General features: G+C 31.4%; 12 protein-coding genes. All 12 read right to left on the minus strand.

What is annotated here, in order from left to right; genetic code table 11:
• Positions 1 to 17 precede the first annotated feature (17 nt).
• The 12 genes from ES045_RS12050 to ES045_RS12105 all read right to left on the minus strand — a co-directional run bounded on the left by ES045_RS12050 (position 18) and on the right by ES045_RS12105 (position 12,629).
• Complete coding sequence (locus tag ES045_RS12050) at positions 18 to 434, minus strand: DUF5675 family protein (protein ID WP_147116533.1); 417 nt, start codon at positions 432 to 434, stop codon at positions 18 to 20.
• Positions 435 to 446: 12 nt separating this feature from the next.
• Positions 447 to 848 carry a phage holin family protein gene (locus ES045_RS12055; RefSeq protein WP_147116534.1) on the minus strand — a complete coding sequence of 134 codons (402 nt, stop codon included), beginning with the start codon at positions 846 to 848 and terminating at the stop codon, positions 447 to 449.
• Positions 849 to 895: 47 nt separating this feature from the next.
• Entirely contained in the window at positions 896 to 1,237 is a 342-nt protein-coding gene (locus ES045_RS12060) for a hypothetical protein (RefSeq protein ID WP_147116535.1), read from the minus strand.
• Position 1,238: 1 nt separating this feature from the next.
• Complete coding sequence (locus ES045_RS12065) at positions 1,239 to 1,430, minus strand: hypothetical protein (protein ID WP_147116536.1); 192 nt, start codon at positions 1,428 to 1,430, stop codon at positions 1,239 to 1,241.
• A 3-nt stretch (positions 1,431 to 1,433) separates the two neighbouring features.
• A complete protein-coding gene (locus ES045_RS12070; RefSeq protein ID WP_147116537.1) occupies positions 1,434 to 2,168 on the minus strand; it encodes a leucine-rich repeat domain-containing protein in 735 nt (244 codons plus the stop codon).
• Positions 2,169 to 2,180: 12 nt separating this feature from the next.
• Positions 2,181 to 2,696 carry a hypothetical protein gene (locus ES045_RS12075; protein WP_147116538.1) on the minus strand — a complete coding sequence of 172 codons (516 nt, stop codon included), beginning with the start codon at positions 2,694 to 2,696 and terminating at the stop codon, positions 2,181 to 2,183.
• Positions 2,697 to 2,719: 23 nt separating this feature from the next.
• Positions 2,720 to 6,490, minus strand: a complete 3,771-nt coding sequence (locus tag ES045_RS12080) for a TerB family tellurite resistance protein (protein WP_147116539.1) — start codon at positions 6,488 to 6,490, stop codon at positions 2,720 to 2,722.
• Positions 6,487 to 7,281: a hypothetical protein gene (locus tag ES045_RS12085; RefSeq protein WP_147116540.1), complete on the minus strand. Its 795-nt coding sequence runs from the start codon at positions 7,279 to 7,281 to the stop codon at positions 6,487 to 6,489. Before ES045_RS12085 ends, ES045_RS12080 begins: the two co-directional genes overlap by 4 nt.
• Positions 7,278 to 7,700 carry a hypothetical protein gene (locus tag ES045_RS12090; protein ID WP_147116541.1) on the minus strand — a complete coding sequence of 141 codons (423 nt, stop codon included), beginning with the start codon at positions 7,698 to 7,700 and terminating at the stop codon, positions 7,278 to 7,280. The genes ES045_RS12085 and ES045_RS12090 overlap by 4 nt, the downstream gene beginning before the upstream one ends.
• Complete coding sequence (locus tag ES045_RS16435; protein ID WP_189663094.1) at positions 7,700 to 11,641, minus strand: tape measure protein; 3,942 nt, start codon at positions 11,639 to 11,641, stop codon at positions 7,700 to 7,702. The genes ES045_RS12090 and ES045_RS16435 overlap by 1 nt, the downstream gene beginning before the upstream one ends.
• 323 nt (positions 11,642 to 11,964) lie before the next feature.
• Complete coding sequence (locus ES045_RS12100; protein WP_147116542.1) at positions 11,965 to 12,432, minus strand: hypothetical protein; 468 nt, start codon at positions 12,430 to 12,432, stop codon at positions 11,965 to 11,967.
• Complete coding sequence (locus ES045_RS12105; protein WP_147116543.1) at positions 12,429 to 12,629, minus strand: hypothetical protein; 201 nt, start codon at positions 12,627 to 12,629, stop codon at positions 12,429 to 12,431. The genes ES045_RS12100 and ES045_RS12105 overlap by 4 nt, the downstream gene beginning before the upstream one ends.
• Positions 12,630 to 12,635 lie beyond the last annotated feature (6 nt).

Genomic DNA, 12,635 nt, shown 5'->3' on the forward strand with positions numbered 1-12,635 from the left:
GATGTAGTCTAACTTCTTCACCTGATATCATTAATATAAATAACCCACTCGTCTGGAGCAACATTTAACAAATTGCCCATCGTTTTAGTGCTATTCGTAACATCTAAGTAACCATCGTTATTAATATCAATTAATTCCTCACCAAACAATAAACAACCTCTTATGTTTGTATGGTAGTTTCCTTTGTGAATGAGAATGTATTCGCGCCCCTTTACATCCATTAATATAAAATGATCTCCGAACTTTGGCGAGTTTCTTTTTTTTACCGCATATCTGCCAGAGCAAATAGAACTAATACCTGTTTTATTTCCATTGTCTGCTAATTCTAACACAGCGCATTGCATTAACTTCTTAACACCATCATATAAAGTAAACCAGCCCAATGTTTGTTTGTCTTGGTAAAGAATGCGATTTAAAACTCCTTTTATTTTCATTTTTTCTGAATATTAAATTTCTTTGTGTTTGTCTACGTTTTCTAATATCTTATCTGCTAAAGGACCAGAAATAAAGCCTAGTAAATGAAGGTTCTTTATGATGCTTATAATTTGAAATAATAAAATAGGTACAATTACGGCTTCACTTAAAAATGAAGCGAACGGAAACCCCTTTTCTATAATTAAAACAGTAGCCAACAAAAGCCAAAAAATAACCAATGTTTTTACGGCTTTAAAAGCTTTGTTTGTTTCAAATTTTGCTTCTTTTAAAGCTTTTAGCATCGCTAATGAAGCATCTAATACAACAACGCAAAATATTGCTGCAAACTGCCATTTTTCGGTTAAAAATAAATCTATAACTTCAGAAAAAATAGCACCGAAAGAAAAAGCCGTAATGAGTATTTTTGTTTTCATATTAAAAAAAAAAGTTTTTGGTGGTTTATAACCATTAATTCGAAAATTTAAGGCATCGAAGAAAAAATAATGACCAACAAAAAAAAGCACTGCAAATAGGAAGGCGAAACCGTGTATTTTACATCTAATTTTTCTACTGTTCCTAATCCTGTGCTGTCTCTTTTTTCTTTAGATTTAGCCGCTAATAATGCCGTTATGTATGGCAGAAAAATTAAAGGGATAAACCAATAATTTACTGTTAAAAACAGCTTTAAAGTTGCTAAGATTAAGATAGCTGTGGCAGAACCAAGAAACGCCCACCACTTGTTTCCCCAATAATAATGCGCTAATTTGTCTGGTGCTGGTGTGTTTTCGGTTTGGTACTTTATAATTCGTTCTTGTAGGTTCATTTTAAATAGTTTCTTTAATTTCAATTAAACCAAGCTTTTTAATTTTGTATTGAATATCAGATTCTGTATCAGCTTCAAAACAATTATGAATCGTAGAAGCTGTACTTCCTGATTGAAATTTATCATTTAAAATAATGATTAAATCATTTTTCCAAATTAAACGAAATTCTTTTGTTAAATTTTTAATTGCCATTTTTTAAGATGTTTGAATAATTACAGTTATACCCGCATTTACTAGGTCTATATAATCTTGATTTGATGCGCCATTTGTGGGTACTGCGTTGCCTTGTATAAAAAGGTTAGTTAATTTACCTGATGGAATTAACGAAACGCATTTCGATAAAACAGAATCTACAGCACTAGTAATAAGTGAGTTACGATGAACATATAAAGTTATTAAATTAGTTAAATTAGACACATTGATGTCTGTTAATTGATTGTCGGCTAAGCTTATATAAGTTAAATTAGTTAAATTAGACACATTGATGTCTGTTAATTGATTGTCAGCCATACGTAAATCAGTTAAATTAGTTAAATTAGACACGTTTCCGATGTCAGTTAATTCATTGTCACTTATATTTAAATAAGTTAAATTAGTTAAATTAGACACGTTTCCGATGTCTGTTAATTGATTGTTATATAAACGCAAATCAGTTAAATTAGTTAAATTAGATACATTGATTTCTGTTAATTTATTACTATTTAGACGTAAAGAATTTAAACTAGTTAAATAACCCAAACCGTTTAAGACACTTAAACCTTGATTACTAAAATCAAGACTGGTAACCGAAGTAATTTCGCTAAATGTTTTTAAATCTGCTAAATTTGTTTTTGCTAAAATTTCAGGAGAAAAAAGATTTAATATCTTCTCTTCTTGTTCTGCTTGTAAAATATCATACTTTACATCTATAATTTGTTGTTCTGTTGCCATAATTATTATTTGTTAAATTGCTAAAATTGCTAGTAGTTTTGCTGTGGTTGTATTTGTGGCGTTAACTTGCTCTGCTGCTAATGCTCTGTTTCTTTCTTCACTAATACCCGTTGCGTTTGCTTCAATTAAGGGATTAAATTTATCAAAAGACAACTTCATAGATGCAGCTTTTAAATTATTATCCTTATCAAAAGTTGTGTTTTCAAAAGGAACATTCACATCGCTTTCAATAATTGTGTAAACAGGTGTAGTATCTATATCTTTTACAGAGATTGAAGTTATTTTGTTTGTAAGAGAAACAACTATTCCACCAAAATTAGAATAAGTTCCCGAAACTTCACAAGGATAAATTCCGTTTTCTGTTGGTGTGGGTGTGCTTAGATTTATTGAATTTTTAATTCCATTAGACAATCCGCTAATTGCATTCTTGTTAGCGACTACATCACTATTTAAACTTACCGCTTCTTGAAATCCTTCAATAGAAGATGGTGTTTTGTTATTTGTTAAATTTATTTTAAATTCTGCCATAATTGTTTTTTTTGTTTGTTTTTCTAAAAAATAAAAAGAAATGTGTTAGATGTTTTTCCATCAACAATGTTGTGACATATAATACTGTACCATTTGTCATATTGTTTACTTGAAGAATGCAAAACATCATCATTTCCTATAAAAGGCTCTCCATTACTTCCTACCATTGCTTTATTAACTAAAGTTGTTGAGCAATCAAAGTACATTCCATTAGATACTATCGATCCTGCGTAATTTTTAGAAGTATATGTTTTTCCGTGTTCATCAGGTTTTACTAAAGTTCCTGAATTTGTTGCCGATACGTATTCGTAATAATTTACACCTACTTTGTTTTTAGTGACTTCTTTCGTTACGTAATCTTGTTGTAAACCAAAATCAGATAATGACAATGGTAAAGTTCCTATATCTTGTAAGGTTCTTGTAACCCAACTCTCTGCTGTAAATTGAGAATATTCCATTCCATTTTCTCCCATAAACCAAATAATATCGCCTGATTTATTTCTGTAAACGAACTGAACAGAACCGTTAACTTCAAATAGTTCTAGTTGTTTTATTCCTGCTGAATTAAAAACCTCAAAAGGAATCCCAGAATTTGCATTTACATTAACTTTATTTTGATTGTTATCACTAATTATAGAGTTAGCTATTAACAATTCTGTTGACATATATTTAGATATTACTGCAACTGCATTTATTAACTCGGTATTTATTAAACCACCTGAAATTAATGTTTCTCCTAAAGATGCCTTTGTTTCCATTTCCTGAAAACTAGCGTATCCCATGCCTTCGGCAATAGAGTCCTGCGAGTTATTAATCACTGAAATATCTTGTGCGTCTGCGTAATATTTAGCATCAATCAAAGCCTGTGTTAATGCATCAATTCTTGCTTGTTCTTCTGCTGTTACAATTCCGTCTGCATGTGCTTCTGCATTGGTTTGCGCTAAATTTGCTTCGGATTGTGCAACCGCAATCAAGCTAGTTTCCATATCCGTTACAATTCCATCTGCGTAAGCTTCTTGTTGTGTTTTTAATAAATTATCTTGTGCATCTGCATAATCTTTAGCTTCATCTCTTCTAGCTGTTGCATCTGCAATTGCTCTTTCCTCTTCTGCCGTTACAATTCCGTCTGCATACGCTTCTTGCTGTGTTTTTAATAGCGAATTTTGTGCTTTAGTATATGATTCAGCGGCTAATTCAGCGGCTTTTTTAGATGTCGCTATATTTATTTCAATGTCTTCTGGTGAAATATCCCAATCTGTAGAAATTTCCCCCAACTCTAATTGTGGTAAAGTGCAATCTACTTCGATATTATCTGCTTCATTCTGTACTTTTACAAAAACGCTTTCATAATCTGAAATTATAAAATCTGCAGTGATATGTAATCTTTTGGTTTTACTCTCTAATAAATCAACATCTTTATGTTTAATTAAAAAAGTATCTCCGTTCTCTTTTAAACCAATTAGAAAAATATAACCTGAAAAATTAGCAGGAGCAGTAGCATCAACCGATATCGAAAAAGTCCTTTCTTCATTAAAATAACGCTCTCTTTTATCTTCCGACAAAGAATAGTAAGCTTTTGTTTGACTGCTATTTAATATGATGTTTTTACCACCAATATTTAAAGTGCTAACTGTATTTTGTCTTGTTTGCTCTAGTGCAGGAGAATCATTTGTAAATGTTACGCTTGCATTAATTCTAATTTCTTCTTCTAATAATTCAATTACTTGCGCACCATTTCCACTTGTTAGTTTGTCTACCTTTATCTGTCCTGGTAATATTTCTGTAAACCCAAACATTTTAGCAAAACTTCTACCTCCGTTATACTCTGTGTTTAAAACACCTGTTAACAAATGATAATGTCCTAAAACTTCTTCTAAACCTATTGCCGTTTCAGATAAAGTAAAAACACCGCTATTTGTTGTTTTAGATGTTTTAGCATACACGTAATAACTTTTATCTGTTTCTGCTAAGAAAGTAGATTCATAGTTTTCAATATCCCATGTTTTGTAATTAGGATTCGGCGTTACTGCATCAATTCCTAATGTTAAATGTTGAAGTGTTTCCCCTTCAATTTTAAAAACTTTTGTAGACTCATTGAAAGAGAATATCAAAGGTGTTTCACTAAAAGCGGCGTTAACAAATCTAAATTGTAAAGATTTATCCCCAACCAATAAAGCCATTGTTTCAACAGTTATTGGACTTATAGATTCTTCAAAATTTAATTGCGCTGCTTGTAGTAGTTTTAATGTTTCTTTCGAATCTCTAAAATATCTTTTTGTAAAATCTAAAGAACGTTTGTAAATAGAATCCACCACAACTTCACTCTCTTTTATTTTATCTAAATCACTCGAAATTCCGCCACCCTGAATACTGTTTGATAATTCTATATCAGGTGAATAAGGATTATTTAAATAGTCTTTTACAGATGAAATTCTAATGTCAATTCCTGTTGGTTGAAATTTTGTGTCTGAAAAAGAAACAAAGCCACCTATTTTTATTTTACTACCAATATTAATCCAATCACTTTTAGACCAAATGCCATCTAAAACACCTTTAAAAGTAAATTTGCTTTCTTCGTTTTCGTAAAAGTATTTTACTGCTTCTTTCAGCATGTCCCAACTCGCACCTGTTTGGCTTGCATTGTCAGAAATATAAGCGTCTGGCATCATCATTCCAAAAACAGAATACGTATCTCCAATTTCAGGAATAAAAACATCATTTGGCATCGTAAAACCATCTTCTTCTTTCGGGACTAAAACAAACTTTCTCTCTGAATGTACATAGCCATTTACTACATTGTCGTCTTGAACAATATCAAATTCTCTACCTGCTAGTTTTCCGCTTTCAAAATAAATAGTAATTTTCTCACCATTCATTCTTAAAGTAGAAAAGTCTAAGTTTTCAGGAATAGAATTGTCTTTAAAATCATAGAAATTATTTTCCTCATCAACCACTACAACTTCCGAAATAGTACCTAATCTCTGTGGATAAAGATGCGAACAATCTAAACTTTCCTCTATTCTATTTAGGAGTAAAGCTCCTTTCTTTTGGATGCTTAGACCGTCCGCACTTGTTTTATAAATAGTACCTTCGTAGGTGTATTCTTGGTTTTTTGGCAATAACAATTCTCTGCTGCCATATTTTGAGTAATCTATATTTCTTTCACCACCTTGGCAATACAACACATTAAAACCTGCGTTTTGCCCATCATTACTTCTTCCTACTCCACTAACAAATCCATTGCCTTTTCCATAGCTTAATGCTAAAGGATTTTCTTTGTTATACTCAACTTTATTTAGGTTAATAATCTTACCTATTATTTCAAATTCTGTGCTAAATTCACTCGCAATCATTTGCAAGGCATCATAGCAATCTGTATGGTTGTAAGAAATTAGTTTTTCGTTGCCTTCAATATAATTACCAACACTCCATCCTGTGTCGTTTTTATTTAAAGTGTCAACCAATAACTTCACGTGTTCTTGCGGCTTTGCTGTATAAGGAAATTTTAAACGACCTTCTGTATCTTTTGCTTTTACATTAGATAATTTATCTTCATCACTTCCTAAAACCAAACTGTATTCGAAATTAGTGCTGTTAATTTCTCTTAAAGTTTGCGGCGTGTTTAAAGTGTATGTTTGCCCTTCGTAATTAATATATGAACCCAAAGAAAACTCGATGTATTCAGGTAACGAAAATTTAAGAGTAACATTATTATTACCCATTATTGCACGCAAACGATAACTACTATCATTTGGCGTTATATCTTTATATCCGTTTGACCAATTAATTCTCATATTGTCACTATATTTAATGAAAATTTGCACCATACTTTTCCCTCTGAAACAACTAAATCTGATATTTTAGAACTCTCATAATAAAAATTGTATGTTTTGCCATTAGCAACTAAAACCCTTGCATTTGGCTGTATTAAATTATATAAAAAAGCATTGTACCCTTTCAAAAAGTTAGCAGTACTTTGATTCATAAATAAATTTAATATTGCTTTATTTTCTTGTTTCTTAGAAATCTGTTCTGCTACTTTTACACCACTTGTGTAATTGCTTTTAATTTCTAATTTATCCTTTGTATTTAAGGCTCCCTCTAAACCATCTTTTGAGCCTTGTAATGGAACTATTCCATAAGTAGAGATATCTACATTATCTACAGTATAGTTATAACTAGAGGCTGTTAAGTTTGGCACTGAATACACGTAGTCTTTTAAAGGTGCATCATTTTCTAATTTCAATTTAATAAAACACTTACCTTGTATTTTCTCAATGTCCGAGATCCCCGAAAACCTTAATTTAAAAGAAGTGTTTAATTTTGAAAAATGATATACTCTGTACGTTTTAGCAAGTAAAAAAGTGATAAATAAATCTATCTTAGTTTCGTCTATTAATAGATTTAGATCGATACCTTTAGAATCTAATTTAGGACTTGACAAATCAACTTCTAATCCATCGTGTTCTGCCCAATCATTAGAAACAGGTTTTTTTATTTTTGGATACTGTAAAACAGCCTCCAACCCGCCTTGTAATAAGGTAGCTAAATATACTGTTGCTATGTTTACATTATCAATTATCATTTTACGATTGCGTTGTTACTTGTTGTAATTGTTAAATTTTCTTTTTCTCCTGATACAAAAACTACAGCGTAATTATCTGCAATTATCTGCGCTTTTGCTCCGTGCATTAAAATAACGTTGTACGCTTTTTCAGTATCATTATATTTTAAAATAGCATTGGTATTTCCTGCAACCAAAACAGTTTCTTTATTTTTAATCTCTATAGAACCTTCATTTACATAAATTCCTTTTTCCCTTAAAAATTCTTTGTCTGCTCTTTCAAAATCGTTCAAACTAGGGAAACCACTTTCTACACAAAATTCAATTCCTTTAGGTGAAAAAAGCAATGCAACAACTTCATCTAAACTTTCCTTTCCTGTGAATAATCCGCAAGTGTCAAGTTTTAAGTATTCTTTATGTATTTCGTTTACTACTGCCATTATCTTCTAACTTTTATTCCTTTATCGTTAATTTCTTCAATTCCAGATTTTACCGAATAGATATCGTTTTCTATTTTTTCTAACCTGCTTAAACTTGCTGTATTTGTTTCAATTCCTGCTAAGTGTTTCAACTGCATCGAACTGTTTAATTGAAGTGTTTTAATGCTTTCAGAAATCATAAAAGTATGAGTTTGCATCGCTGCAAATCGTCCGTTTAATTCATCTGCACTATCTTGGCTCATTTTAGAGAAACCACTTTCAGAAGCTTTTCTTACTGCAACTTCATCGACAACGTAGTCGTCTAAGGTTTCGCTTAAACCATTCATTTTATTAGCAATCGTAGCCTCTAAACTATCTAAAACATTTTTTTCAGCAACCGTTAAAATACCATCTTCCATCGCTTTCGCTAAATAGTTTGAAAAAGCTTCAACTTCACCACTCATTCTACTTTTTACCAATTCAGAAATAGCAGACTTTACCATGTTTCTAACAACATCTTTCATTGCCGCTGCCTTATCTTCGCCAGCAGACCAAGCGGCTACATAGGCATCTGAAAATTCAGATATTGCTTGCTGTACACTTTTACCATTTATGGCTTCAATCTGTTTACTTTCGCTTTCTTCTAAGGTTTCTTCAATATCAGAAATAGCATTTTCCCATGCTTTTATCTTATTTTTATCAGGTTTTTTCTTTCCTTGTTCTGCTATAATTTGAGCTTTAATGATGTCTTTTTGTTGTTTTAAAACCTTATCATTTTCTCTAATTAATTCAGCAGCACTAGAAGAATAAGCCTTATCAATCGATTTGCTTAGTTTGGCATAAGTTTTTTCTAAGCCTTCTAACTGATTTTGAAGTTTTTGTATTTCTGCTTCTTTCTTTTCATCGTTTCTTCTTGAAAAAACCTTTGCGATACTAGAAACTAAACCAATAGTTGCTCCAATAGCTGCACCAACGGGACCAAATGCTGCTCCTGCTTTTGCGCCTTCCATTGTTTCTGATGCAACACTCACAACATCACCTAAAGCTGCTCCTATTTCTTTTAACGCTTGACTGTCAAAAGAATCTCCTAAACTACTAATTGAATCTCCTAAGAAATCAACTGCATCTATAACTGCACCTACATCCGACTGAATTTCTCCAAAAGTCTTTTTAAATTCTTGCTCTGTTTGACCACCTTCAAATAATTCATCTAAATTATCCCCCATTCTACTGAAAATAGATTCAGTTTCTGAAATTGCTTTCTTTAGATTTTCTATTTGTTCTCTAATGGCTTTTAATTTCTCTACATTACCATCTGTTTTCGGTACGTCTTCATATAATTTTTCGGCTTCATCTATTAATTTTTTCATTTCTGAAATATTTAATTTACTTGTATCACCAAATAACTTGCCTATTATATTTTTATTAGAAAGTTTGTCAAACTCAAAAAGCACTTTTTCTATTCTTTCTTTTTCAGCTTTTAATTCTTCGCTATAATAAGTCTTACTTCCTTTTTCAGTTCCTAAAAACTCAATGTCTTTTATTTTTTGATTAGATTCTTCTATTAAAGATTGACGTTCTTTTTCGTGTGTTTTATATTGTTCTAATTGTTCTTTTAGAAAATTATCTGTAGCTTTTACGTTAATTTCTCCTTGTTGTATAATCGTTTTGTCCCATACGTCTGAAAATTCAGATATTTTAGCATCCCAATCAATAGTACTATTTGGGTTTTCTTTTGCATCTTCTTTTGCATCATCTTCTAAGCCTGAAATTGCATCTGCTTTTTGACGGTTTAGTAACACTAATTTACGCTCGTTTTCTAACCTTAAAATCTCTATCGATTTTTCAGAACCTTCTTTATCAATTTCAATCTGCCTTAAAGAACTCTTATACTTTTCATCTTCAAGTTTTCTATTGTTTTCTAATGCAACTTTTGCGGAATCGTAATTACTTTCCTTCTCTTTTATTGCCTTTGGTTTTTTACCTGAATTCGCTTCTAACTCATCTTTTAAACCGTCTAATTCTTTGTTATAATCGGATAGCGTTACTTTTTGAGCATCACTAAGTCCAGTTGCTTTAAATTTACTTTCAAGATTGTTTATTTCTATTTTCTTTGCAGCAATATCTTTTAAAACATCAGATTCAGAACGTAAAGATTCTGTTTCGTCTTTGCTTAATTTTATTTTCTCAATGGCTATATTATTATTTTTGATATTCTCTTTTATAGAATCTCTAATAATTTTATTAATCCCTATTTCATTTTCTTTTACTTCACCTAAACCGTCTAATTGTTTTTGGTATTCCTTATTTTCGTTATTCTTTTGCTCAATTTTTTCAATCTTGCTCAAAGAATCAAATTTAAGTTGCTCTTGTTTTGACAACTTATCTTCGTAAAGTTTTATTTTATTTTCTAGCTTCTCCTTATAATCATCTAGCTCTACATCTCCTGCCCCTAATAAATTAGCAATTCCTGCGCTAAAGTTTCCGCTAGAAAATTGAGAAGACCTTATAGCTGAATTAATTTTACTTACATTTTCAGGGTTTTTATCTACGTTTGCTAACTCCTCTCTTAAAGAGTTTAATTTGTCCTGGTCGGATAATTTATTTTTAACCTCTAATTCTTCATTAAACTTTTTCAAAGCATCTTTTAAATCTACATACTTTGCTTTTTCAATGTCTAAATTATCAAAATATTTAGGGTATAATTTTTGTAAATTACCCAAAGCTTCTTGTTTATCTAAGCGTGTTTTTGTTTCATCGTTTAAAACTCCTATATTTTCTTTTATAGCGCCTCTTTCTTCTTCTGCAAGATCAATTCGTTCTTGCATTTTATCGTTAAAATTACCTTGTGCTCTTTCTGCTAAAGTTTGTGCTGTTGCAAATTGATACATTACATACACCAATGTAGCTAATGCCGCAGCAGCCAATACATACGGATTCTTTAAAGTTGTTAGGTTTAATGCTTTTTGTGCTTTCTCGCTTAATACCAAAGCGTAATAATGTGCTACTTCCGCTGCTGTCATTCCAACGGTAGAAGCTGTAACAATTCCTTGAACTGCTGACGTAACAATTAAAGCGGCTCTATACGCTCCGAACGCAACAACCAACCCACCAATTTGCCTTCCTACTTCTTCGTAGTTTTCAACTAAATAGTTCGCTCCATCAATTGCTCCATTTATAATACCTTCATTTGATGTTCCGATATTGTTATACATTACATCAATCGCATCATTTAAGTTGGATATACGTCCTGTAATAGTAGAACTCTGTTTTTCCATTAAGTTCTCAAAAGAACCTCCTGCACTTGTCATGGTTCTAAACGCTTCTTCAACATCTTTAAATCCAATACGACCTGCAGAAACCATAGTAGAAATATCTGTTTCTGATTTATTTAAGTTTTTGGACAATTCAGCGATTAACGGAACACCAGCCATATTAAAATCTCTTAACTCTCTTCCTGTTAATTTAGCGGCTGTTTTTACTTGTCCGTAGTTAAGAATTAGACGATTTATAGGCACATTTAAACCTGCGGAAACATCTCCTAATGCCTTTAGCGTAGGTATAATCTTTTCCTGCTCTACTCTATACGCTAATAACTGCTTTGTTCCTCCTGCTACTTCTGTTAATTTAAAAGGTGTTTTAGCAGCGAAATCTACAACCTCACTCATTAATTGGTCGGACTTCTCTTTGTTTCCTAGCATTGTTTCAAAAGCAACACTTAGTTGTTGAAACTCACCTCTAATAGATACTATTTGTTGTGCAAATTGCGTTGCTTGTCTAATTGAAAAATAAGCGGCTGCACCTTTCATTAAACCATTCATAACACTTTGTGTCTTTGAACCTTCTAACTTTGCGCTGTTGCTCATTCCAACAAACTCCTTTTTCATAAGAAGCATATCTCGCTTCAATTGATTGATGTCAATTGAAGCTTGAAAACTTAAGGAACCGTTGTTGTTATTCATTTAATTTTATGCAAAAAAAAAGAGGTACAACGATTTCTCGGTGTACCTCTTTTTAGGTTTAATTTTCTCTATTATAATGCTAATTTACAACATTTTAATAAATTAAACCCTTGTTTTTATTTATATTTAACCGAACAACTCCTTATTTATTCTTTCGGCATTTTTGGGGTCATCTGCATTTATGACCTCATTGTCTTTTTCGTCTTTATCTTTTGGATTGTAAGAAGGGATTACGCTACTATACAGAGATATGTTTGCGTAACTAATATCATACAGTGCTTCTTTAAATGTTACCGATGGATATTGTTTTACAAAACCACCAATTATTGACCAGCTGCTGTCGTTTTTATCACTTTCTTGGTCGTCTTCGTTAGATTTACTTCTTTGAGGAAAGTGATAAGCATAAAAAAATCTTGCACCTGCATTAACGATATAATACGCACGTACTCTTTAACATATTTAGAAATTTCATAATGCATTATTTCATTTGTTAATTTCTCTAATTTATCAATCCTAAAAAAGCGATATATAAAATTTGTTTTTTCAATTTCTTTCGCACCTAATATCATAATCGCAAAAGACCTTGCAATAGCTCTACCATTTTCTACATTCTTAAAAACTTCACCTATAACATTATCTTGGTTTAATTTTTCTGATGGCAAATTCGCCAATTGTTCCGACACTAAAATTAACGTTGCTGTAGATGGCGGCTCTACTTTGTAGGTTGTTCCGTTAATTTCTACTTCTTCTTTTCGTTGAAGTATTGCGCTTGCTGTTTTTTGTTCAATCATTTTAAATAATTTTTATCTTCATATTTAACACCGTAAAAATTTAATCTTTCAATCCACTTTTTTTTACTTATAAAAGTTTCTAATTTATCAGCTGTTTTTAAGCACCTATTAGGTTTAACACTTCCGTGATGCCTAGCTTTATTATCTTCATCTATACAAATGTAATACGTTTCTACTTTTGGTTTTTTTATTTCCATTTTATT

This window comes from Polaribacter sp. IC073, assembly GCF_007997075.1.
Lineage (GTDB): Bacteria > Bacteroidota > Bacteroidia > Flavobacteriales > Flavobacteriaceae > Polaribacter.